A 21861-nucleotide genomic window follows, 5' to 3' on the forward strand; every position below is an offset into this window, starting at 1 on the left:
AGAGGCCCGCACGCGGCGGGCCTGGGTTGGAAGTCGAAGCGACTTCAGTGTGTGTGGTGGTTGCTGTTGCCGGCGGTATCCAAGATCGAGCCGGTGCTGCTGATGTTGCCGTTCACCGTCAGTGCGCCCTTGATGCTCACCGGGCCGGTCAGTTGGATGCTGGCAGCGGTGACATTCACCGCTCCGGGGTCGATCACTACCTGGGTGCCGCCGACTTTCACCGTGGCGGTACCGGCGGGCAGTTGCAGGTCGTAGCGATGCGCCTGCCAGTCGTAGCTGAGCACGGCGCCATCGGGGAAATGCCAGCTCTCCACCTCGCCGCGATTGTTCGGCGCCGCTGAGGCAGCGCCGAACAGGCCCGGAACGAAAGTGCCCATGGCCGCCATGCCGGACGGGCTGAGCAACACGCCCTGCTCGCCCAGGCTCGGCGCGCGCCAGTGCCGCGCGGCGCCAGCAGCTTGTGCGTGCCAGCGCACCCAGGCGCTGGTCCACTCGCCGGAGCGCACACGCACCCGCGCCGCCGCCAGATCCACGGCCACCACTTCGCAGGGCATCACCAGGGCAGCGAGCATGCGGTCGTGTTCGGCGCTCACGTAGTCCTGGTTCATTGCAGGCCTCCGGGATCGAAGTAATCGTCCTCGTGGCCGGGCCCGGTCTGCGGGTCGAATCCGAGCACGAGGCTGCCCGGCGGCTGGTCTTCCCAGGGCCACTCGGTCTCGCCCAGCAGCACCGGCTGCTGCCACTCCACCAGCCACACGCGGCAGGCCGCGAGCTGCGGGTTGTCGAGCTCCGGTTGCGCCTGGATGAAGCTCACCGGCTCCAGTTCCAGCCCCCAGTTCTGTGCACGCAGCAGGACCGCCAGCGCCGCGACATTACGCAGCGCCAGCTCCTCCGCTTCGGCATCATCGCGCGCCACCAGCAAGCGTGCCTGCAGCCGGCAAATCAGTGCTGTCTGGCCATTGCCGGGATCGTGCCCCGGCAGCACTCCGGCGTACTCCAGCGCCAGCGCGGGGAGCAGCGTCGGCGCCTGCTTCAGCGGGCCGCGCAGGAATGTGCCGACCTCGGTCAGTCGCTCAGTCAGCGTCTGCTCGACTGCATCGAGCAGCAGCGCCAGGGTCAAAGGTTGTTCGGACATGTCGTCTCCTCGCAGCTTCACTCTTGCCCACGCTCGCTTGGCGGCAGTTCGCAGACACCCAGGCGCTTTGCCGCCCAGCGTTCATAGAGGCCGACCGCGATCTCCGCGCCGGCCGCCGCGGTCAGGCTGCCGATGGCGGCGGCGAGGGTCAGCGAGGCGCCGCAGGACATGGCGAGGAACATCACCGCCATGCCACAGACGATGGAAGCGCCGGAGCGCAACGCCAACCGCCGCAGCAACCGCCAGCCGCCCAGGCCCGCCTTGTCGGCGCGCCACATTTCGCCGCTGATGCCGCCCGCGATCGCGAGCAGGATCAGCCCCCACAAAGGCACGTCGGCCAGGGTCTGAGGTTCGTTGCCCATTGGCTCACCTTGGATAAAGACGCCCGCGAACGGGCGAAACCGGCGGCTATCAGCCAACCGGGGATGACTGCCGGCGTGCTCGCCGGCCACCCGCCGCAACGACGGATCAGAAAAACACGGGCATGAAAAAGCCCGGCTCAGTGGCCGGGCTTTTCGGTATTTCGCGTTGTGCTCCCTGGGGACGCACCTTTACAAGAATGACTACTTTTTACCCCCCGATTCCCGCCGGAACAAGGCTTCCACCTCCATGCACTGCAATAGGAGGGCAACGTATCGGCAACAAGCTTCCATATACCGGGCTCGATTTGTCTGACGCCAACTGAAAGTTGAACGAAAACATCCCGAACCTCGGATCACGGGCGCAGCTCGCCCTTGAATGATAAATGTAGCGAAGGCGCAAAGGCCTGCTGCATCAAACCGGTCAACCGGCCGTTAACTGAAGCGCGCGAAATAGTCACCACCCCCGACCCGATTGCCCAACAGATAACTCATCTGGCCCACGTCGAATCCTGGTGACGTACCGACCTGTCCTTTGCGGACGACCACGAAACCGTCATTGACGATGACCTCATCAATCAACTCAGGATGGCTGACGCTGGCAAGGAGGATCTCGATCACCAAGTTGGCCAACGACTCCTTGCCGGCGAAAGGCTTCTTCAGGTCTGCGACCTCAATCGACTGGTGGGCCCACGCCCAGTCCTCGATCACATAGCTGCCGCCGGCCTTGAGTCGAGGGAACAGGGTGTTGAAAGAGATTCGCGACTCCTGGAGGTAGTGCGAAGCATCGTCTACCACCAGGTCCAGCGGTTCGCCGGCAAACTCGGATTCGCAGATGGCGATCAGACGAGCACTGTCGGCCTGATTCACACCGTAGAAAGCCCTCACTTGCCCGGCGGCATGCTCGGCAATGTATCGATCCAACTGCGCGGCCGGCTTCTCCATGAAGTCTATGGCGACCAGTCGGTCCGGCTGGAAGAATTCGTTGAGAAATACCGTGCTGCCGCCACGAAAGATGCCAAGTTCAAAAATGTTGCGGTGCGACATGCCGGTCAGGTGTTCGACGTACTTGTCGATATAACGGCGAGGTTTTCCGAGAATGAAGCCATCCGCCTCTTTCAACGAGAACAGATCGGACAGTTGCCGAATAGTCTGGAAGATGTGGGTTCGAATGGAGAAACGGTGATCATCCCATACAAGCATGGAGAGTCCTTTCCGACACTTCTTATCGTTGATTATGAGCAGCCACTGTCGGCCGCCATCGGAGGCTAGCGGGCCCTACTGTATCGGCAACGAGACAAAAGGTCAGCAGCAGAAGAACACCAGGCAGTATTGAACACTCTGGTAGCAGTGGATACGTTTGGGCTGGTGGAGACTGTATGCGCGGACGCGAAGCACAAAGCGAGATGCCTCGAATCAACCACCAGCCAGAGACTTTCCCATCAGCAGGGTGGTGAACCCGCTCTGCCATTCTTCATCGGGATAGCGGTCCAGTTCATGGTAACCGTGTCGCCGATAGAACGAACATGCCTGCCGATTGAATGTGTCGGTTTCGAGGCGGACTTCCGCATGACCTGCCCCAGCAATTATGCCTTCCGCATGCCGCAGCAGTGCCGCACCGATTCCCTGGCGTTGGTGACTGGGAGAAACATGCAGGGCATCGATGAAGTCGTCGCGCCAGTCGAGCAGGCCGGCCACCTCGCCGCCAAGGCAGGCGACTTCGAAATGTGCCAGGCGCGCACGCACATAAGCAGCTGTGTGCGCAGAAGACTCGAAGCGCGCGATGGCTTCGGCGCTCAGCTCGGGCTTCCAGGTGGTTTCGTAGGTTTCGCGGAGGATGCGCAGGATGGCATCGGTGTCGGCGGTTTCGGCGCGGCGAATCAGGATAGGTGTTGTCATGGACCGCGAGCATAGCTCAAGGGGACCCGCGAAAAGCGCAAAACCCGGCGCAGGGCCGGGCTTTGGATGAAGAAGGGAAAGGATCAGGCGACGCGGCGCATCAGCCGTGACTGAATGCTCTGGTGCGCCACGTGCAGGCGCAGGTAGAAGGTATTGCGGCTGCAGCGGCAGTGCCGGTACTTCTGCGTGGCCTCGCTGTCGTGGTTGAGGTAGTGCTCGGTGACCACGTCCTTCTGCTGGTCCGGCAGGTGGTTGATGATCAGGTCCAGCTCCGCGACACGGTCCAGGATCACCTTGCTGCCCCGCGTGCCGCGAATCATCTCGCCCTTGTTGGCCATCATCATCGCCAGCAGGTTGCCGCCGGCATAACCGCCGCCGGCGCTGCCCGGGTTGTGCATCTCTTCGGCCCAGAGTTTGAGCATTTCATCGATGGGTTTGATCACGGCGTTTCTCCCGCGCGGCTCAGTGCCGCCGCTCCAGTTCATCCATTGCCTGGCAGTCGATGCAGCGGGTGCAGCCCGGCGCGGCCAGGCGGCGCGCCGGGGGGATGTCATCGCCGCAATCCTCGCAATACTCGGCGGATCTGATCGCCACCGGGGAGCGGCGGCTGTGCAGCATGTCTTCGATGCGCTCCAGCATCAGGTCGTTGGCGTAGTCGGCGATATCAGCCACGGCGCACCTCCGCATCGGCGAGGGATTCGGGCTGCATCGTGCAGTTCGGGTGTTGGTTCATGAAGGTCCTCCTGGCGACATGCCCTCCGTGGTCGCCGAGCTTCGGCCGCCTGGGGTGGTCAGTCGCGATCTATTCGTCGCGGATGCCGACTCGTCGGGCGGCATCCCTTGCCGGTACGCGGGCGGCGCCTCCCTGGCCCACCCGCATCCTCCAGCCTGCCCCGCTCGTTACGGTCTGCAGGCAACCCGCGGCATCCTTGCCGCGGTGAGGGGGAAGCCACTGCCTCCCTTCAGCCGAACCGGGGTTTGTCTGTCCGGTGGGCTGCTGGCTTTTATGATTACAACCATAGCTATATTTAGTCAACACCAAAGCTATTTACACGCTACAACCCAGGAGGTAGAGTGCCGCCATGGACAAGACTCCCTCATCGACGCTGGCCGACCGCCTGAAACAGGCGATGGCCTCGCGCAACCTCAAGCAGGAAACCCTGGCCGAAGCCGCCGGGGTTTCACAGAACACCATCCACAAGCTGACCTCGGGCAAGGCGCAGAGCACGCGCAAGCTGATCGAGATCGCCAGCGCGCTGGGGGTCTCGCCGACCTGGCTGGCCACCGGCGAAGGCACGCCGACGCCGGGTGCCAGCGCACCTGCGCCGCGCCCGGCCGATGGCAGCCCGTTGCGACTGGAACCGCTGCACCCATGGGATAGCGACACACCGCTGGACGAGGACGAAGTGGAACTACGCCTGTACAAGGAAGTGGAACTGGCGGCCGGCGCCGGCCGTACCGCAGTGCGCGAGATAGAGGGGCGCAAGCTGCGTTTCTCGTACGCCACGCTGCGCGCCGCGGGGGTCGACCCGGCAGCAGCGATCTGCGCCCAGCTCACCGGCAACAGCATGGAGCCGCTTATCATGGATGGCTCCACCATCGGCATCGACACGGCCACCACGCACATCACTGACGGCGAGATCTACGCTCTGGAACACGAGGGCATGCTGCGGGTGAAGTTCGTCTACCGCCTGCCCGGCGGCGGCATCCGCCTGCGCAGCTTCAACCGCGACGAATACCCCGACGAGGAGTACCCGGCGGATCAGTTCGACAGTGGGCAGATCCGCATGATCGGCTGGGTGTTCTGGTGGTCCACCGTGCGTCATCGCCGCGCGCCTACCCTGGTGCGCTGAAGCATTCAAGAACAAAGACGCCCCGCTTCGGCGGGGTTTTTTCTTGCGCGTCGATTGAAGAGAAATACAACCTTTGCTATATTTCTCCTGTCGCCACCACCATCGGAACAGGAGAGTCCCATGCAGCCGACCGCAGAAGTCCGCCACGCCCCACGCCCGGAAACCGTGAGCCTGGTCTACCAGATCTTCGGGGATGTCCTGGTGCCGCTGGAGCAGGTGCGCGAGCGCTGGTTCCGCAACCTGAACCGGGAAAATTTCAGCAAGGCACTGTCCTGCGGGCGTATCGCCCTACCGGTGACCACGCTGGACGACAGCCACAAGGCGATGCAGTACGTCGCGGTGGATCACCTCGCGGCGTATGTGGAGGAACGCTCGCAGCAGGCGGACGCGGCGCTGGCCCGGCGCAAGGCGAGCTTGCAGGTGGTGGAGGCGCGGCAGGCGGGTTGAGGTCTGGATTGTAGGAGCGAGCTTGCTCGCGAACCCGCCCAGCGATGGAGTAGTCGGCAGACTCTGTTCGCGAGCAAGAACTAGGCGTCCCCCTCGATCCTACGAAGAGCCGCAATTCCTGATACTCCTGCGCTGGATTTCCCCTCACCCCGGCCCTCTCCCGGAGGGAGAGGGGGCAGATTGGAGTCAGCGCAAAGCACGACGCCAACCGAAGGCGTCCAGCCAAGGCAAACCATTCAGGACACAATAAAAAGCCCCGCCGAAGCGGGGCTTTTCAATCGAGCGACAAACTCAATCGCGGCCATGCACCTTGGCGGTGTGCTCGGCCAACGCCACGGCGCGGAACATCGCGCGGCGCTTGTTGATGGTTTCTTCCCACTCCGCTGCAGGTACCGAATCGGCGACGATGCCGCCGCCGGCCTGGACATGGAGTTCGCCGTTCTTGATCACCGCGGTGCGGATGGCAATGGCGGTGTCCATGTTGCCGTTCCACGCGAGGTAACCCACCGCGCCGCCGTAGACGCCGCGCTTGACCGGCTCCAGTTCGTCGATGATTTCCATCGCGCGGATCTTTGGCGCGCCGGACAATGTGCCGGCCGGCAGGATGGCGCGCAGGGCGTCCATCGCGCTGAGCTTTTCGTTCAATTGGCCGTTCACGTTGGAGACGATGTGCATGACGTTGGAGTAGCGCTCGATCACCATCTGCTCGGTAACCTTCACGCTGCCGGTCTGCGACACGCGGCCGACGTCGTTGCGGCCCAGATCGATGAGCATCAGGTGCTCGGCGATTTCCTTGGCGTCGGAGAGCAGGTCTTCTTCCAGCGCGCGATCGGCTTCTTCGGTGGCGCCACGCGGGCGGGTGCCGGCGATGGGGCGTACGGTGACTTCGCCGTCCTCGACGCGCACCAGCACTTCCGGCGAACTGCCGACGACATGGAAGTCGCCGAAGTTGAAGAAGTACATGTAGGGCGTCGGGTTGAAGCAACGCAGCGCGCGGTACAGGTCGATGGGCGCGGCGCTGAAGTCGATGGACATGCGCTGCGACGGTACGACCTGCATGCAGTCGCCGGCCAGGATGTACTCCTTGATGGTGCCTACGGCGCGCTCGTAGTCCTCACGGGTGAAGCTGGCGCGGAACTGCGGCTCCGGTGCGTTCACCGCGCTGAAGTCCAGGCCGCGGCGCGGGGTGATCGGCTGGCGCAGGCGCTCCAGCAGTTCTTCCAACTGGGCCAGACCGTTGTCGTAGGCGTCGGCCTGAGCCGGGTCGGCAAGAACGATCGCGTGCATCTTGCCGGCGAGGTTGTCGAACACGACCACCGCGTCGGAGACCATCAGCAGGATGTCGGGGTTGTTCAGCGGATCGGGGTTCGGGCACTGCGCCAGACGCTGCTCGACGTAGCGCACGCAGTCATAGCCGAAGTAGCCGACCAGTCCACCGTTGAAGCGCGGCAGACCGGCGATGGTCGGCACGCGGTAGCGCTCCTTGAATTCCTCGACGAAGGCCAGCGGGTCGGCGCATTCGAAGCTCTCGGTCTCGATGCCGTCGACCTTGATGCTCGCCTGGTGGCCGTACACACGCAGTACGGTGCGGCTGGGCAGGCCGATGATGGAGTAGCGGCCCCACTTCTCGCCGCCCTGCACGGATTCGAGCAGGTAGGTGTTGGGGCCGTCGGCCAGCTTCAGGTAGATCGACAGCGGGGTGTCGAAGTCGGCAAGGGTTTCGCAGGTCAGCGGGATGCGGTTGTAGCCTTCGGCGGCCAGGCGCTGGAATTCTTCGCGGGTCATGATCAGCCTCGTGGAATGAGGAGGTAACGGACTTGGTTGCACACACGCGCCGGGCGGACCGGCCAAAGGAAGTCAGGCGCGCCAGCGCCAGCGGGCCAGGGCCTTGATGACTTTCATCCAGAGTGTGTGGGGAGCCGTTTCCACGGTGCTGTCTCGCTGAGCGGGAGTTGAGGCGGAGTCGGGCAACACTATCGCTTTGCCCGAGTCGAAGCAAGGCAGCAGATGGCGCAGGTCGTCGAGCACCAGCGTCGGGGTTTCCTCGGCGATGGGGCGGCCGTGGTTGTAGCCATAGCTCAGGCCCACGCTGCGCACGCCGGCGGCCTTGGCGGCGAGGATGTCGTTGCGCGAATCGCCGACGAACAGGGCCTGCTCCGCCGACACGCCGGCCATCTTCATCACGAACAGCAGCGCGGCGGGGTCGGGCTTCTGCTGTGGCAGGGTGTCACCGCCGATGATCCAGCGGAAGAACTTGCCCAGTTTCATCTCGTCCAGCAGCGGGCCGACGAAGCGCTCGGGTTTGTTGGTGATCAGCGCCAGCTCGACGTCGCGCTTCTTCAGCCACTTCAGCGTCTCGATCACGCCGGGGTAGACCACGGTCAGCGCGTGGCTGTCGGCGTAGGCGTCCATGAACAGTTCGAGGGCACGCTCGGTGTCTTCCTCGCTGACGCCATCGTGCTCGATGTCATTGGCCAGGGCGCGCCGCACCAGTACCCGCGCGCCGTTGCCGACCCAGTGACGCACGGCGTCCAGGCCGGCCGGCTGGCGCCCGAGCGCCAGCAGCATCTTGTCCACCGCCGCAGCGAGGTCGGGGACCGAGTCCACCAGGGTGCCGTCCAGGTCGAACATCACCAGACGCGGCAGTCCGGCGAACGGCAGCTGTGCAGCACTCATCACTTGCGCGCCTGCGCCAGCTCAGCGTGCATGGCGCGGATGACCTCGGCGTAGTCAGGTGCGTTGAAGATGGCGGAACCGGCGACGAAGGTGTCGGCGCCCGCTTCGGCGATCTCGCGGATGTTCTTCACGTTCACCCCGCCGTCTATCTCCAGGCGGATCTCACGGCCGGAAGCGTCGATCAGCGCGCGGGCTTCGCGCAGCTTGTCGAGGGTGCCGGGGATGAACTTCTGCCCGCCGAAGCCGGGGTTCACGCTCATCAGCAGGACCATGTCGATCTTGTCCATCACGTACTTGAGCGCGTCCAGCGAGGTGGCCGGGTTGAACACCAGGCCGGCCTTGCAGCCGCCGTCCTTGACCAGTTGCAGGGAACGGTCGATGTGCTGCGAGGCTTCCGGGTGGAAGGTGATGTAGGTGGCGCCGGCCTCGATGAAGTCGCCGATGATGCGGTCCACCGGGGAGACCATCAGGTGCACGTCGATGGGTGCGGTGACGCCGTACTTGCGCAGCGCCGTGCAGACCATCGGGCCGATGGTGAGGTTCGGCACGTAGTGGTTGTCCATCACGTCGAAGTGGACGATGTCGGCGCCGGCAGCGAGTACCTTGTCCACATCCTCGCCCAGGCGGGCGAAGTCGGCGGAAAGGATCGACGGAGCGATGGCGTAGGGTTGCATGGCGCACCTCTGTGGGCGGAAATCACGGATGGCGCGCATTGTAGCCGCTCGGACGGCTCGAAGGGGATCGGGCCGATAGTCGAAGCGAAAAGTGCAGTATCAGGCGGGAAACGGGCAAAAAAAATCGCGGCTCGGTCCCGCCCCTGTGGGTGAGCACAGGGACGCAACCGTCCGCGAAACACTGTGAATCAGGAAGTTGGTGCGGTACGCAGTTTCTCGCTGCGGCCGCGCAGCCACTCGAGGGTCAGCAGGAGCACGACGGAGAAACCGATCAGCAGGGTCGCCGCAGCGGCGATGGTCGGGCTGAGGTTTTCGCGGATGCCGCTGAACATCTGGCGCGGAAGGGTGGCCTGCTCGGGGCCGGCGAGGAACAGGGTGACCACCACTTCATCGAAGGAGGTGGCGAAGGCGAACAGCGCGCCGGAAATCACCCCCGGCGCGATCAGCGGCAGGGTGACCTTGAAGAAGGTCAGTACCGGCGGCGCGCCCAGGCTGGCGGCGGCGCGCACCAGGTTGTAGTTGAAGCCCTGCAGGGTCGCCGACACGGTGATGATGACGAACGGCACACCCAGCACCGCGTGGACGATGATCAGCGAGATGTAGCTGTTGCCCAGGCCCAGCGGCGCGAAGAACAGGTAGCTCGCGACGCCGATGATCACCACCGGCACGACCATTGGCGAGATCACCAGGCTCATGACCAGTGCCTTGCCGCGGAACTCGCCGCGAGTCAGGCCGATCGATGCCAGGGTGCCGAAGACCATCGCCAGCACGGTGGCCGCCGGGGCGACGATGATGCTGTTGGTCAGCGCACGCATCCACTCGGCGGAGTTGAAGAAGTCGGCGTACCAGCGCAGGGAGAAGCCCTGCAGCGGGTAGACCAGGAAGGTGCCGGAGTTGAACGACAGCGGCACGATGACCAGTACCGGCAGCACCAGGAACAGCAGGATCAGGCCGCAGAGGATACGCAGGGTGTAGAACCACACGCGCTCGACCGGGGACATGTAGGGGCTCAGCATCTTCTTGTTCTCCTCATCAGCCCAGGCGCAGGCGGCTCGCGCCCACCAGCCAGCCATAGATCACGTAGAGCACCAGGGTGGCGAACAGCAGCAGGCCGCCCAGGGCCGTGGCCATGCCCCAGTTGATGGTGGTGTTGGTGTAGAAGGCGACGAAGTAGCTGACCATCTGGTCGTTCGGGCTGCCCAGCAGCGCCGGGGTGATGTAGTAGCCGATCGACAGGATGAACACCAGCAGGCAACCGGCGCCGACACCGGCCACGGTCTGCGGGAAGTAGACCTTCCAGAAACTGGAGAACGGATGGCAACCCAGCGAGATCGCGGCGCGCATGTAGCTGGGGGAAATACCCTTCATCACGCTGTAGATCGGCAGGATCATGAACGGCAGCATGATGTGCACCATGGAGATGTACACGCCGGTGCGGTTGAACACCAACTGCAGCGGCTGGTCGATCAGGCCCATCTTCAGCAGCGCGCCGTTGATCAGGCCGCCCGACTGCAACAGCACGATCCACGCGGCGACGCGCACCAGGATCGAGGTCCAGAACGGCAGCAGCACCATGATCATCAGCAGGTTGGACTTGCGGGTCGGCAGGATCGCCAGCAGGTAGGCCAATGGGTAGGCCAGCGCCAGGCAGATCAGGGTGATCACCGCGCCCATCCAGAAGGTCCGGGCGAAGATGTCCAGGTAGATCGACTGGTCGGGCGTGGCGCGGGCGATTTCGCCCAGATCATCGATGCGGTGATCGAGTGCCGCCAGCAGGTAATAAGGAGTGACGGAGCTGGCGTTGCGACGGATCGCCTGCCAGTAGGCCGGGTCGCCCCAGCGCTCGTCCAGTGCTTCCATCGCGTCCTTGTACGACGCTGGCTGCTCCTTGAACGGCAGCGCGCGGGCGGTCTTGGACAGCAGGCTGCGGTAGCCGGCCAGCTCCATGTTCAGGCGCTTGGACAGGTCACCGATGGTCTGGTTCTTGCGCGCGGCGACCAGGTCGTCGCTCAGTGCCTTGTACACCGCATCCGAAGGCAGCGACTTGCCGTCCCATTCGGAAATGGCGTTGACGGTCAGCGGCAGCGCGCCGACGACCTCGGGGTTGTTCACGCTCTTGTAGAGCAGTGCCGCGATGGGCACGAGGAAGGTCAGCAGGAGGAAGACCAGCAGGGGCAGGACCAGCGCCTGCGACTTCAGGCGATTCATCCGCTCCGCACGCGCCAGGCGCTGCTTGAGGGTGGGGCCGGCGACCTCGTTCATCGACACAGCGGTGGCCATAGCGAACTCCGGTAAAACGGGCCGCCCGGGAGCGGCCAAGGTGTGGTGTCAGGAGGAGCCGCCGCGAGGGGGGGGCGGTTCCGGTCCGCCACGGTCCGGGCGACCGTGGCGGTAAGGGCTTGCTTACTTGGCGGCCCAGGCGTTGAAGCGCTGCTCCAGCTGCTCGCCGTAGTCAGCCCAGAAGGTCACGTCCATGCCCACCTGGCCCTGCATGTTTTCCGGGGTGGTCGGCATGTCTTTCAGCAGCTCCTTGCTCAGCAGCGGTACGGCGTTCTTGTTGACCGGGCCGTAGGCGATGTTCTCGGAGTAGGTCTTCTGCTGCTCGGGCTGAACCGAGAAGGCGATGAACTTCAGGCTCTCGTCGACCTTCTTGGCGCCCTTCGGGATGGCCCAGGCGTCGAAGTCGTAGATGCCGCCGTTCCAGACGATCTTCAGGTTGCTCTCTTTCTGCACGGCAGCGATGCGGCCGTTGTAGGCGGAGCTCATGACCACGTCACCGGAAGCGAGGTACTGCGGCGGCTGCGCGCCAGCTTCCCACCACTGAATGTTCGGCTTGATCTGATCGAGTTTCTTGAAGGCGCGGTCCTGGCCTTCCTTGGTGGCCAGCACCTTGTAGACGTCCTTGGGCGCGACGCCGTCGGCCATCAGGGCGAATTCCAGGGTGTACTTGGCACCCTTGCGCAGGCCGCGCTTGCCCGGGAACTTGCCGGTGTCCCAGAAATCGGCCCAGCTGGTCGGTGCGGTCTTGAGCTTGTCGGCGTTGTAAGCCAGCACGGTGGACCAGACGAAGAAGCCTACGCCGCAGTTGCTCACGGCGCCCGGTACGTAGTCTTCGGCCTTGCCGAGGATGGCCGGGTCGATGGTTTCGAACAGGCCTTCGTCACAGCCGCGGGCCAGTTCCGGCGACTCCACTTCCACCAGGTCCCAGGAGACGCTGTTGGTGTCGACCATGGCCTTCACCTTGGCCATCTCGCCGTTGTACTCGCCGGCGACTATCTTGTTGCCAGTACTCTTTTCGTAGGGGCCGTAGAACGCCTTCACCTGCGCGTTCTTGTTGGCGCCGCCGAAGGACACCACGGTCAGGTCGGTAGCGGCCATGGACTGGGCCGCGAAGGCCACGCCCAGGGTCAGCGCTGCGAGTTTGAGCCCCGATGCTTTCAAGGACTTCGACATTATTGTTGTCTCCACAGTGTGCAGGTTTGTTTTTCTTGGATGCGTCCGGGAGTGGCCGGGCCGCGCTGTTACGCCGCGGACAGTGGGTCGAGCGCGCGGACGTGCTCGACTTCCCAGCCCAGCGGAACCACGTCGCCAACACTGAGCGCAGGATCGAGCTCGGCGATCGGCTGTTTGACGAAGAAATCGGTACGGCCGCAGACCTCCAGGCGAATGCGCACGTGGTCACCCAGGTAGATGAACTCGGCGACGCGGCCGGAGAAGCGGTTCGCGCAGTTTTCACTGTGGCCGTTCAGGCGCACACGCTCGGGGCGGATCGACAGGCTGACGGTGTCGCCGACGTTACCGACGTTGACTGCCAATGCCTCGACCTTCTCGCCACGCGCCAGACCCACGGTGCAGCGGTCGCCATCGCGGGCCTGAAGCTGGCCGGCGATGCGGTTGTTCTCGCCGATGAAGTTGGCGACGAAGGAATTGCGCGGGTGTTCGTAGAGCTCCGCCGGCGGGGCGATCTGCTGGATCTCGCCCTGGTGGAACACGGCCACGCGGTCGGACATGGTCAGCGCCTCACCCTGGTCGTGGGTCACGTAGACCACGGTCACGCCCAGGCGCTGGTGGATGTGCTTGATCTCCATCTGCATGTGCTCGCGCAGCTGCTTGTCGAGCGCACCCAGGGGTTCGTCCATCAGCACCAGTTGCGGCTCGAAGACCAGCGCACGGGCCAGGGCCACGCGCTGTTGCTGACCACCGGACAGCTGGCCGGGATAGCGACCGGCGAAGGTGTCGAGCTGGACCATGGACAGCGCACGCTTCACGCGCTCGCTCACATCGGTCTTGCTCATGCCGCGCACAGAGAGCGGGAAGGCCAGGTTCTCGGCCACCGTCATATGCGGGAACAGCGCATAGTTCTGGAACACCATGCCGATGTCGCGCTTGTGCGGGGGGACGTTGTTGATGGCGCGGCCGGCGAGCTGGATTTCACCGGCGGTAGGAGTTTCGAAACCGGCCAGCATCATCAGGCTGGTGGTCTTGCCGGAACCGGAAGGCCCCAGCAGTGTCAGGAATTCGCCTTTGCGAATGTCCAGATTGAGGTCCTTCACGATGAGGGATTCGCCGTCGTAGCTCTTCTGCACGCCACGGAAACTCACCAGCACATCGTTTGCCTGATTCTCGGCCATCACCGCACCTTTGTTTTTTTGTAAATGCCGTTGATCTCAAGACTAGAGAAGCAGAACCGGCGCGCAAATCGGGCGGTATGAGAGATTGCTATAAGGCTTAGAGAGGATGCTTTGTAGGGATCGCCCTACAAAAAATTGGGAATTTGCATGTCGGACCCGCAGCGCGTACGGCGGGTCCAGACTCCCGCCGTCAGCGCTTTGCCCAAGCCTGGAAACGCTGCTCCAGTGCATCCCCGTGCTCAGCCCAGAACGCCACGTTCATGCCCACGGCATTGGCGATGTTCTGCGGCGCGGTGGGCAGGTTGGCGGCGACGTCCGGCGCCAGCAGCTCAACGGCCTTGCGATTGGTCGGGCCGTAGGAAATGTTCTCGGCGAAGGCTTTCTGCTGCTGCGGCTGGCCGGCGAAGTTGACGAACTGCTCGGCCAGTTCCTTCTTGAACACACCCGAAGGCAGCGCCCAGAAGTCGAAGTCGTAGATGCCGCCGGCCCAGACCATGCGGAAGCCCTTCTGCTCGGCCTGCGCGGCGGCGATCCGGCCGTTGTAGGCGGAACTCATCACCACGGTGCCGTTGGCGAGATCGCGCACCGGGTCCTGGCCGGACTTCCACCAGTTGATGCTCGGTTTAAGTTCATCGAGCTTGCGGAAGGCACGGTCGACGCCGTCATTGGTGGCAAGCACCTTGTAGACGTCCTTGGGCGCGACGCCGTCGGCCATCAGGGCGAACTCCAGGCTGTACTTGGCGCCCCAACGCAGGCCGCGCTTGCCGGGGAATTTCTTCGTGTCCCAGAAATCCGCCCAGCTGCCGGGCGTGCCCTGCAGCTTGCTCTGGTTGTAGGCAAGCAGCGTAGTCCAAACGAAGATGCCGACGCCGCACGGCTGCACCGCGCCGGGAACGAAATCGGCGGTGTTGCCCAGGGTCTTGGGATCGAGCTTCATGAACAGCCCTTCCTCGCAGCCGCGTGCGAGCTCGGGGGCTTCGACTTCCACCACGTCCCAGGACACATGGCTGATCTCCACCATGCGCTTGAGCTTGGCCAGGTCGCCGTTGTAGGAACCGTGTACGACGGCGTTGCCGGTCACTTCCTTGAACGGTTTGTAGAAGGCCGCCTCCTGGGCTTCCTTGTTGGCGCCACCGAAGGAAATCACGGTGACGTAGTCCGCCAGCGCCGGCATCGCAGCGCTCCCCAGCAGGCCGAACAGCAGCCCTCCCCTTACCGCTCGCAACATCTTCTTCTCCTTGTTATCACGACGTACCGCATGAAGCCGGCAATCATTCCCTGCCTCACGCCCGCTAGATAGACGGTGTGTTACAGAAATCGGACACGTCGCACAGAGTGGAGGGAAAATTCAGCGAGCAGTCTGCCGTAGGTCAAGCCGGCGTCGCAGATGATTCAGACGAGCTTGTGTTCCATTGCGTAGCGCACCAGATCGGCCACCGAGTTGGCGTTGAGTTTCTGCATCAACCGCGCCTTGTGGGTGCTGATGGTCTTGCTGCTGACCGCCAGTTGCTGGGCGATCTCGTTGACACCCTCGCCGTGCACAAGGCGCTCGAACACCGAGAACTCGCGTTCCGACAGCAACGCATGGGGCGGGCGCGAGTCGGTGAGGCCGACTTCGAAGACCATGCGGTCGGCGAGATCGGGGTCGATGTAGCGGCCGCCGCTGGCGACCTTGCGGATCGCCGTGAGCAGCAACGCAGGGTCGCTGTCCTTGGTGGCGTAGCCGGCGGCGCCGACCTTCAGCGCACGGGCGACCATCTGAACCTCGTCGTGCATCGACAGCATGAGGATCGCCGGCGGATTGTTCAGTGCGCGGATGCGTGGAATGGCTTCCAGCCCGTTGACGCCGGGCATGGAGATGTCCAGCAGGACCACTTCGCAGGGCGTCTGGCGCAGGGTTTCGAGCAACTGCTCGCCATTGGTCGCCTCGCCTACCACCTGCAGGTCCTTGGCCATGCCGATCAGTTGCTTGATGCCCTCGCGCACGATCGTATGGTCTTCCGCCACCAGCACTCGAATCACCGCCTTTCCTCCCGCTCCACGCTTGTCATTGTCGTTATGTTTGCCGTCCGGCTATGCGCTCCGGGAACGCAATGGCACGCGGATCAACAGCGTAGTGCCCTCGCCGGGCTGACTGTCGATCTGCAGGGTGCCGCCGAACATCAGCACCCGTTCGCGCATGCCCACCAGGCCAAAGGAAACGCCCTGGCGCGTGGCGTTCGGGTCAAAGCCCACACCGTCATCGGCGATACGCAGGCACAGCTCGCGCCCTTCGACGCTCAGTTGCAATTCCACAGTATGCGCCTGGGCATGGCGCATGACATTGGTCAGCGCCTCCTGGAGGATGCGGAACAACCCGATGGCCTTGGCGTCGGACAGCTCCGGCGGGTTCTCCGGCACCTGAACCAGGCAGGGAATCTGCGTGCGCGATTCGAAGCGGCGTGCCTGCCACTCCACCGCCGAGCCGATACCGGCATCGAGGATCGGCGGGCGCAGCGCGGTGGCGACGTCGCGCACCAGCTGAAACAGTTGGGCGATCAGGCGCTTCATGTTGTCCAGGCGCTCGCGAAGACCAGTGTCCAGCTCGGCATAGGCCAGCTCGCACATGGAGGTTTCCAGCTTGAGCACGGTGAGCACCTGGCCCAGTTCATCGTGCACTTCGCGGGCGATGCGCGCCTTCTCCTCCTCCCGCACGCTCTCCAGATGCGCCGACAGCTCGCGCAGCTGTGCGCGGGAATCCTGCAGCTCCAGCTCGATCTGCTTGTGCTCGGTGATGTCCCAGACCACGCCATCCCAGGCCGGGCGACCGTCGTCCAGGGTGCGCACGGTGGCCTTGATGTCGACCCAGCGCGGCTCGTGGCTGCGGGTGAGGATGCGGCCTTGCCACAGCCAGTTGCGGTGGCCTTCCACCGCCTCCAACTGGCTGGCCAGATAGCTTTCGCGCTCGGACGGATGCACCAGGCCCATGATGCCCAGGCCGCTCTCGCGCAGGTAACCGGGCGAGTAGCCTAGGGAGGTTTCACTGCCGCCAGTGATGAAGCTGATATAGGCGAAATCGGAGTCATCGTCCGGCGCATTGGGCTCCAGGCGGAACACCAGCCCCGGCACGTTGGCGGCGATGCCCTGCAGGCGCGCCTCACTCTCTTCCAGCGCGGCGCGGGCGCGGCGGCGTTCGGTAACGTCAGTGAGGAACACCAGCAGGTACTCCGAATCGCCGAAACGCAGGAAGCTCAGCGAAACGTCCGCCGGCAGCCACTGGCCGTCGGCGCGCAGGCAGCGGGTCTCGAAACTCAGCGGCGCTTCGTCGGCATTGCGTGCGCGGCGCCAAAGGTTGAGCCAGCGATCCATGTTCAGCGTCGGCTCGAAGTCGGACAGCGGCCGGTCCACCACTGCGCCCGGCAAGTAGCCAAGCATCTCCTCGGCCGCGCGGTTGGCGTAGCGCACATGACTGTCCCAGTTGACCCAGAGGATGCCCACGGTGCTGCTGTCGATGGCGAACTGGGTCAAACGCAGCGCCTGCTCCGCCGACTGGCGCAGTTCAATATCGCGACGGGCGGCGAGCAATCGCGACTCCAGGGCGTGGTGCTGGCGCCGCAGCCAGATCAGCGCGGCAATCGCAAATAGAAGCAGCAGGCCGAGCAGAATGCAGAGGTTCTGCCAGAAGCCAGGGGACGAGCCCAGGCGCGGGTAGGTCGGTTGCAGCCAGCGCTCGTGAAGCTGATCGAGGTCTTTGGCCGGCACCGCGCGCAGGGCCGCATCGATGATCCCGGCCAGCTCCGGCAGTCCGCGCCGGGTCGCCACGCGCAACAACTGCGGATAGCCGATGTCGGCCACCACCAGCAGACCGGTGAATTCGGTTTCGCGGGTCAGGCGCGCCAGTTGCGCCTCGTCGATCACCGCATAGTTGGCTTCTCGGCCGAGTACCTTGCGCAGCACTTCGCGGTCGCTGTCAACGACCTGCAGGGTCAGCCCCGAGTAGGTGCCGCGCAGGTAGTCCACCACCGGGCCGGGGCCGCGCACGGAGACGGACTCGCCTTCGCCGAGGGTATCCAGCTCCACCGAAGTGCCGCTACGGCGATCGCCCACAACGAGGCGAGGCACACGCAGGTAGGGATCGGAGAACAGCCAGTCGCGCAGCGTCGAAGGTGTTTGGCTGACGCCGGGCGCCAGGTCGATCTCGCCAGCGCGCACGGCTTTCTCCAGCGCGGCCTGATCAGGATAGGTGCGCCATTCCAGGCTGACGTGTAGGGCCTTGGCCAGCCACTCCAGCAGTTCGACGTTAGCCCCGGAGAGCTGCTGCAGGCGGCGATCCTGCTGCACATAAGGAGCTTCGAGCACGGCGCCGACGCGCAGCTGCGGGTGCTCGGCGAGCCACGCGAGTTGCGCCTGATCCAGGGTCAACGGCGGCGCCGCGGTTTCCGCCACAGCCAGCAACGGCAGGCAGCACAGCCAGGCTAGACAGGCTTTCCAGAACAGACGTCTCATGCCGACAGCACCATGTATTTCACTCGGGTCAAAGCAAATGGCCGGCATACCTTACAGCAACCCCGGTTGAACCCGGCACGCCTGCGCCTGACAAAGCTAATACAAGCCGCTAGGCTGGCCGCTCTCGCGCCCGCCGCTTGCTGCCCGCCAGACAGGGATATCTTCGATGCCGCATTTTCCTCGCCCGACGTTTCTCGCCCTAAGCCTGTGCCTCGGCCTTGCACCACTGGGCGCCAGTCAGGCCGAAGACGCCAAGCCCGCTGCCGAAAAGCCGGCCGCTGCGCCGGTAGTGCGCCCGGCCGTGAGCGAGCGCAGCCAGGACGAAGCCAGCGGCCTGGTACGCCAGTTGCCCGAAAGCGAACGCCAGGAACTCAAGGCCGGCGATGAAACCTTCCTGGCTCTGTGGCTGCCGGCCAATGCTGCCGACGCCTCGGGCGCAGTGATCCTGATTCCCGGAGATGGCGAAAGCGCCGACTGGCCGGTGGCGATCGGCCCGCTGCGGCGCAAATTGCCCGATGCCGGTTGGCAAACCCTGGCCGTCACCCTGCCCGATCCGCAAAGCACCGCGCCGATCCCACGGCCGAAGGAATCGCCGGACAAAGCCAGCGCCGACACCGATGCCACGGCCACCGACAGCGCCAGCAAACCCGAAGTGAAGGGCAGCGAAGGCAGCGCGACACCGACACCGGAAAGCACCGGCGAAGCCGGCAGCGCCGAGCCGGCCCAGGCCAGCGCCGAAGCCCCGCCGCCGCCCGCCGACCCGGTGGAACTGCGCAAGGCCCACGCAGAGCGGGTACTGGCGCGCATCCAGTCGGCCGTCGAACTGGCCCAGCAACACAACCCGAAAACCATCGTCCTGCTCGGCCACGGCACTGGCGCCTACTGGGCGACCCGCTACCTGGGCGAACGCACGCCCGCCGAAATCAAGAACCTGCTGCTGGTGGCGCCGGAGATGCCGCGCGACTTCAAGCCGTCGCTGGACGAGACCGTGCCGCTGCTGAACCTCGCCACCGGCGACTTCTATTACAAGGACAAGGCGGCTGACGTGACGGCCGCCAAGCTGCGCCTGCAGGCAAGCAAGCGGCAGAAGGCGCCGAACTACGTGCAGATCGGCATGAACGCCCTGCCTGCCGACCTGGGCACCGAGCAGGAACAGCTCTACCGGCGCATCCGCGGCTGGCTGTCGATGCACCTTGAACCGATCGAGCAGCCCTGAGGGCCGCCCGATTCAGCGAAAACCGCGACGCTGTCGCACCAGCAGGTAGGCGTCCTGGATCTCGCGGGTCCGGTTGGTCGCCGCAGCGATCCGCTCGGGGCTTGCGCCCATGCCTTCGAGCTTGTCCGGGTGGTTCTGACTGATCAGCTTGCGGTAGGCACGCTTGATCTCCTCCGGCTCGCTCTCCAGCGTCACGCCCAACAATCGCAGCGCTGCGGTGTAGGACTCGCGCGGCGTGGCCGGAGGCTTCGGCGGCTCGGCGCCCGCCGACAGCGCCAGCACCCTGGAACGGGAAAGCCCCAGCGAGTCACCCCACTGCAGCAGCAGGTTCTTCTGCGCAGCGTTCGGCGCTCCACCTGCCCAGGCCATGCGCCAGCAGGCCTGGATCAACCCCTCGGCCGTGGCCTCCTGACCGTGACGCTGGCGCAGACCGGTGTCCAGCAACTCGCCGCCGAGCTTGCCGCGACCAAAGGCATCGATGGCCTGGCGACGAGCCTTGTCATCCAGTTGCAGACGCTGCATTTCAGCCCGCGCCTGCTGGATATGCGCATCGATCACACGCCCGCGGCTCTTGGCCAGCCGGCCAAGCAGCAGGAAGAGCAACTCCTGGTCGCCAACCCGCGGCCCACCGCGCAACTGATCGAACAGCCCCGTCCAGGTGCGTTGCTTCAGGCGCCGGTCGAGGACCTGGCCCAGCAAAGCGCCGAGCATGGCGCCCGGAATGCTCGCCAATGCCCAGCCGGCGATGACGCCTACCAAGGTGCCCGGCCAGAACACCTCAGCCCTCCGCCAACTGGCGTTCGACTTCCGCCAGGCGCTCATGGGTGCCGACGTCGATCCAACGCCCGTGATGATGGACGCCGCTCACACGGTTGGCTTCCATGGCTTGGCGCAGCAGCGGCGCCAGCTTGAAGGCGCCGGGCTCGGAGCCCTCGAACAGTTCGGGACGGAGGATGGCGATGCCGCTGTAGGTCAGGCTCGGCTGGCCTTCGCGGTAATCGCTGACGCGGCCTCCGCTCAGGCAGAAGTCGCCACGCGTGTGGTGACCGGGGTTGTCCACCAGCACCAGGTGCACCAGATCGTCCTCGGCCAGCGCGCCTTGCAGGCTGGCGTAATCGAAGTCGGTCCAGATGTCGCCGTTAGCGATGACGAAGGCATCGTCCCCCAGCAGCGGCAGCGCCTTGAAGATGCCGCCGCCGGTTTCCAGCGGTTCGCCCTCAGGCGAGTAGCGGATGTACACGCCGAATGCTGAACCGTCACCCAGGTGATCCTCGATCTGCTGGCCGAGCCAGGCGTGATTGATCACCAATTGATCGAATCCAGCCCGGCGCAGCGCCTGCAGCTGGTACTCGATCAGCGGCACGCCGCCGGCACGCACCAGCGGCTTGGGCGTGTGCAGGGTCAGCGGACGCAAGCGTTCTCCCTTGCCCGCGGCGAGGATCATGGCCTTCATGCGGGATGCGTCTCGTCTTTGGGCAGATCGGCCAACAGCGCAGCGAGATCGGCCAGCTCCGGCCGGCGCGCGATGACGCTCTCCAGATAGCGGAAGAACCGCGGCACGTCGCCCAGGTAGCGTGGCTTGCCGTCACGGTGGCAGATGCGGGCGAAGATGCCGATCACCTTCAGGTGGCGCTGGGCGCCCATCAGGTCGCTGGCGCGGAAGAAACTCTCGAAGCTGTCCGGCAGCGGGATGCCGGCGGCCTGGGCCTTGCGCCAGTAGCGCGACAGCCCGTCATGCACGCGCGGCTCGGGCCAACTAAGGAAGGCATCCTTATATAGGCAGGTCACGTCGTAGGTCACCGGACCATGGACCGCGTCCTGGAAATCCAGGATGCCGGGGTTTGGCTCGCTGAGCATCAGGTTGCGCGGCATGTAGTCGCGGTGCACGAACACGCGCGGCTGCTCCAGGGCACTCTGCACCAGCAGGTCGCAGGTGCGCTCCCAGCGGGCGAGCTGCTCGTCCTCCAGGGTAACGCCGAGGTGGCGCTGCAGGTACCACTCGGGGAACAGCTGCAGCTCGCGGCGCAGCAGGGCCTCATCGTAGGCCGGCAGACGCTCGGCGACATTGACCTGCTGGAAGGCCACCAGGGCGTCGAGGGCGTCCTCGAACAGCTCCTCGGCGTTCTGCGCAGTCAGCACATCCAGGTAAGTCTGGCGGCCCAGGTCATCGAGCAGCAGGAAGCCCTGCTCGACTTCTTCGGCCAGAATCTTCGGGACGTGAACACCGGCCTCTGCCAGCAGACCGGCGACCTTGATAAAGGGCCGGACGTTCTCCTGAGGCGGCGGTGCGTCCATCACGATCAGGCTGCGACCCTCGCCCTGCCAGCGGAAGTACCGGCGGAAACTGGCGTCGCTGCTGGCCGCGGTGAGGCTCCCCTCGGGCACCGGCCCCCAGCCCTGCGCGTTGAACACTGCGGGCAAACTCAAGTCCAACCAGCCGATCATCTGCTGGTAACGGGCATCCTGTGACATTTCTATGGGTTCTC

General features: G+C 64.8%; 23 protein-coding genes. 3 read left to right on the forward strand and 20 right to left on the reverse strand.

The features are described from left to right. Positions 1–44: 44 nt before the first annotated feature. The 7 genes from IB274_RS26965 to IB274_RS26995 all read right to left on the reverse strand — a co-directional run bounded on the left by IB274_RS26965 (position 45) and on the right by IB274_RS26995 (position 4065). Positions 45–608 (reverse strand): phage baseplate assembly protein V, encoded by a 564-nt coding sequence (locus IB274_RS26965; RefSeq protein ID WP_192435849.1) that lies wholly within the window; start codon positions 606–608, stop codon positions 45–47. Continuing rightward, positions 605–1135, reverse strand: a complete 531-nt coding sequence (locus IB274_RS26970; protein ID WP_192435850.1) for a hypothetical protein — start codon at positions 1133–1135, stop codon at positions 605–607. The genes IB274_RS26965 and IB274_RS26970 overlap by 4 nt, the downstream gene beginning before the upstream one ends. A 17-nt stretch (positions 1136–1152) precedes the next feature. Beyond that, complete coding sequence (locus IB274_RS26975; RefSeq protein WP_192435851.1) at positions 1153–1497, reverse strand: phage holin family protein; 345 nt, start codon at positions 1495–1497, stop codon at positions 1153–1155. Positions 1498–1929: 432 nt separating this feature from the next. Next, on the reverse strand, positions 1930–2697 hold the full coding sequence (locus IB274_RS26980; RefSeq protein ID WP_192435852.1) for a class I SAM-dependent methyltransferase: 768 nt from the start codon (positions 2695–2697) through the stop codon (positions 1930–1932). Between the two features lie 213 nt (positions 2698–2910). Then, complete coding sequence (locus IB274_RS26985) at positions 2911–3393, reverse strand: GNAT family N-acetyltransferase (RefSeq protein WP_192435853.1); 483 nt, start codon at positions 3391–3393, stop codon at positions 2911–2913. Between the two features lie 83 nt (positions 3394–3476). Continuing rightward, entirely contained in the window at positions 3477–3836 is a 360-nt protein-coding gene (locus tag IB274_RS26990; RefSeq protein ID WP_192435854.1) for a hypothetical protein, read from the reverse strand. A gap of 19 nt (positions 3837–3855) precedes the next feature. Next, positions 3856–4065, reverse strand: a complete 210-nt coding sequence (locus IB274_RS26995) for a TraR/DksA C4-type zinc finger protein (RefSeq protein ID WP_192435855.1) — start codon at positions 4063–4065, stop codon at positions 3856–3858. 410 nt (positions 4066–4475) lie between these two features. Here IB274_RS26995 and IB274_RS27000 point away from each other — a divergent pair, with 410 nt between their 5' ends. Both IB274_RS27000 and IB274_RS27005 read left to right on the forward strand, forming a co-directional pair. Next, positions 4476–5246: an XRE family transcriptional regulator gene (locus IB274_RS27000; RefSeq protein WP_192435856.1), complete on the forward strand. Its 771-nt coding sequence runs from the start codon at positions 4476–4478 to the stop codon at positions 5244–5246. 120 nt (positions 5247–5366) lie between these two features. After that, the gene (locus IB274_RS27005) at positions 5367–5693 is read left to right on the forward strand and encodes a pyocin activator PrtN family protein (RefSeq protein WP_192435857.1); all 327 of its coding nucleotides are present in this window, start codon (positions 5367–5369) and stop codon (positions 5691–5693) included. Positions 5694–5984: 291 nt separating this feature from the next. Here the strand turns inward: IB274_RS27005 and trpE are convergent, their stop codons facing one another. The 10 genes from trpE to IB274_RS27055 all read right to left on the reverse strand — a co-directional run bounded on the left by trpE (position 5985) and on the right by IB274_RS27055 (position 18159). Next, on the reverse strand, positions 5985–7478 hold the full coding sequence (trpE, locus tag IB274_RS27010) for an anthranilate synthase component I (protein WP_192435858.1): 1494 nt from the start codon (positions 7476–7478) through the stop codon (positions 5985–5987). Positions 7479–7550: 72 nt separating this feature from the next. After that, positions 7551–8369, reverse strand: coding sequence for a phosphoglycolate phosphatase (locus tag IB274_RS27015; RefSeq protein ID WP_192435859.1), 819 nt, complete (start codon positions 8367–8369; stop codon positions 7551–7553). After that, complete coding sequence (gene rpe, locus IB274_RS27020) at positions 8369–9043, reverse strand: ribulose-phosphate 3-epimerase (protein ID WP_192435860.1); 675 nt, start codon at positions 9041–9043, stop codon at positions 8369–8371. Before rpe ends, IB274_RS27015 begins: the two co-directional genes overlap by 1 nt. A 188-nt stretch (positions 9044–9231) precedes the next feature. After that, positions 9232–10059, reverse strand: a complete 828-nt coding sequence (locus IB274_RS27025; RefSeq protein ID WP_045214142.1) for an ABC transporter permease — start codon at positions 10057–10059, stop codon at positions 9232–9234. A gap of 16 nt (positions 10060–10075) precedes the next feature. After that, positions 10076–11323 carry an ABC transporter permease gene (locus IB274_RS27030; protein WP_192435861.1) on the reverse strand — a complete coding sequence of 416 codons (1248 nt, stop codon included), beginning with the start codon at positions 11321–11323 and terminating at the stop codon, positions 10076–10078. A gap of 123 nt (positions 11324–11446) precedes the next feature. Then, on the reverse strand, positions 11447–12496 hold the full coding sequence (locus tag IB274_RS27035) for an ABC transporter substrate-binding protein (protein WP_192435862.1): 1050 nt from the start codon (positions 12494–12496) through the stop codon (positions 11447–11449). A gap of 68 nt (positions 12497–12564) precedes the next feature. After that, entirely contained in the window at positions 12565–13674 is a 1110-nt protein-coding gene (locus IB274_RS27040; protein ID WP_192435863.1) for an ABC transporter ATP-binding protein, read from the reverse strand. A gap of 190 nt (positions 13675–13864) precedes the next feature. Beyond that, positions 13865–14902: an ABC transporter substrate-binding protein gene (locus tag IB274_RS27045; protein WP_192435864.1), complete on the reverse strand. Its 1038-nt coding sequence runs from the start codon at positions 14900–14902 to the stop codon at positions 13865–13867. Positions 14903–15066: 164 nt separating this feature from the next. Beyond that, positions 15067–15696, reverse strand: coding sequence for a response regulator transcription factor (locus tag IB274_RS27050; protein ID WP_045212692.1), 630 nt, complete (start codon positions 15694–15696; stop codon positions 15067–15069). Between the two features lie 51 nt (positions 15697–15747). Next, entirely contained in the window at positions 15748–18159 is a 2412-nt protein-coding gene (locus tag IB274_RS27055) for a PAS domain S-box protein (protein WP_192435865.1), read from the reverse strand. Between the two features lie 166 nt (positions 18160–18325). On the opposite strand from IB274_RS27055, the gene IB274_RS27060 reads away from it, so the two are divergent. Beyond that, on the forward strand, positions 18326–19375 hold the full coding sequence (locus tag IB274_RS27060) for an alpha/beta hydrolase family protein (protein ID WP_192435866.1): 1050 nt from the start codon (positions 18326–18328) through the stop codon (positions 19373–19375). Between the two features lie 12 nt (positions 19376–19387). Here the strand turns inward: IB274_RS27060 and IB274_RS27065 are convergent, their stop codons facing one another. The 3 genes from IB274_RS27065 to IB274_RS27075 are packed head-to-tail and all read right to left on the reverse strand — an operon-like array spanning position 19388 to position 21847. Continuing rightward, positions 19388–20152, reverse strand: coding sequence for a DnaJ domain-containing protein (locus IB274_RS27065; RefSeq protein WP_192435867.1), 765 nt, complete (start codon positions 20150–20152; stop codon positions 19388–19390). A 1-nt stretch (position 20153) separates the two neighbouring features. Next, a complete protein-coding gene (murU, locus tag IB274_RS27070) occupies positions 20154–20828 on the reverse strand; it encodes an N-acetylmuramate alpha-1-phosphate uridylyltransferase MurU (RefSeq protein WP_192435868.1) in 675 nt (224 codons plus the stop codon). Then, complete coding sequence (locus IB274_RS27075) at positions 20825–21847, reverse strand: aminoglycoside phosphotransferase family protein (protein ID WP_192435869.1); 1023 nt, start codon at positions 21845–21847, stop codon at positions 20825–20827. The genes murU and IB274_RS27075 overlap by 4 nt, the downstream gene beginning before the upstream one ends. Between the last annotated feature and the right edge of the window lie 14 nt (positions 21848–21861).

Origin of the sequence: Pseudomonas sp. PDM18, assembly GCF_014852585.1 — a bacterium.
GTDB lineage: Bacteria > Pseudomonadota > Gammaproteobacteria > Pseudomonadales > Pseudomonadaceae > Pseudomonas.

Coding starts and splice junctions, on each gene's coding strand:
- IB274_RS26965 (WP_192435849.1), bottom strand. CDS start 608: ATGAACCAGGACTACGTGAGCGCCGAACACGACCGCATGCTCGCTGCC.
- IB274_RS26970 (WP_192435850.1), bottom strand. CDS start 1,135: ATGTCCGAACAACCTTTGACCCTGGCGCTGCTGCTCGATGCAGTCGAG.
- IB274_RS26975 (WP_192435851.1), bottom strand. CDS start 1,497: ATGGGCAACGAACCTCAGACCCTGGCCGACGTGCCTTTGTGGGGGCTG.
- IB274_RS26980 (WP_192435852.1), bottom strand. CDS start 2,697: ATGCTTGTATGGGATGATCACCGTTTCTCCATTCGAACCCACATCTTC.
- IB274_RS26985 (WP_192435853.1), bottom strand. CDS start 3,393: ATGACAACACCTATCCTGATTCGCCGCGCCGAAACCGCCGACACCGAT.
- IB274_RS27000 (WP_192435856.1), top strand. CDS start 4,476: ATGGACAAGACTCCCTCATCGACGCTGGCCGACCGCCTGAAACAGGCG.
- IB274_RS27005 (WP_192435857.1), top strand. CDS start 5,367: ATGCAGCCGACCGCAGAAGTCCGCCACGCCCCACGCCCGGAAACCGTG.
- trpE (WP_192435858.1), bottom strand. CDS start 7,478: ATGACCCGCGAAGAATTCCAGCGCCTGGCCGCCGAAGGCTACAACCGC.
- IB274_RS27015 (WP_192435859.1), bottom strand. CDS start 8,369: ATGAGTGCTGCACAGCTGCCGTTCGCCGGACTGCCGCGTCTGGTGATG.
- rpe (WP_192435860.1), bottom strand. CDS start 9,043: ATGCAACCCTACGCCATCGCTCCGTCGATCCTTTCCGCCGACTTCGCC.
- IB274_RS27025 (WP_045214142.1), bottom strand. CDS start 10,059: ATGCTGAGCCCCTACATGTCCCCGGTCGAGCGCGTGTGGTTCTACACC.
- IB274_RS27030 (WP_192435861.1), bottom strand. CDS start 11,323: ATGGCCACCGCTGTGTCGATGAACGAGGTCGCCGGCCCCACCCTCAAG.
- IB274_RS27035 (WP_192435862.1), bottom strand. CDS start 12,496: ATGTCGAAGTCCTTGAAAGCATCGGGGCTCAAACTCGCAGCGCTGACC.
- IB274_RS27040 (WP_192435863.1), bottom strand. CDS start 13,674: ATGGCCGAGAATCAGGCAAACGATGTGCTGGTGAGTTTCCGTGGCGTG.
- IB274_RS27045 (WP_192435864.1), bottom strand. CDS start 14,902: ATGTTGCGAGCGGTAAGGGGAGGGCTGCTGTTCGGCCTGCTGGGGAGC.
- IB274_RS27055 (WP_192435865.1), bottom strand. CDS start 18,159: ATGAGACGTCTGTTCTGGAAAGCCTGTCTAGCCTGGCTGTGCTGCCTG.
- IB274_RS27060 (WP_192435866.1), top strand. CDS start 18,326: ATGCCGCATTTTCCTCGCCCGACGTTTCTCGCCCTAAGCCTGTGCCTC.
- murU (WP_192435868.1), bottom strand. CDS start 20,828: ATGAAGGCCATGATCCTCGCCGCGGGCAAGGGAGAACGCTTGCGTCCG.
- IB274_RS27075 (WP_192435869.1), bottom strand. CDS start 21,847: ATGTCACAGGATGCCCGTTACCAGCAGATGATCGGCTGGTTGGACTTG.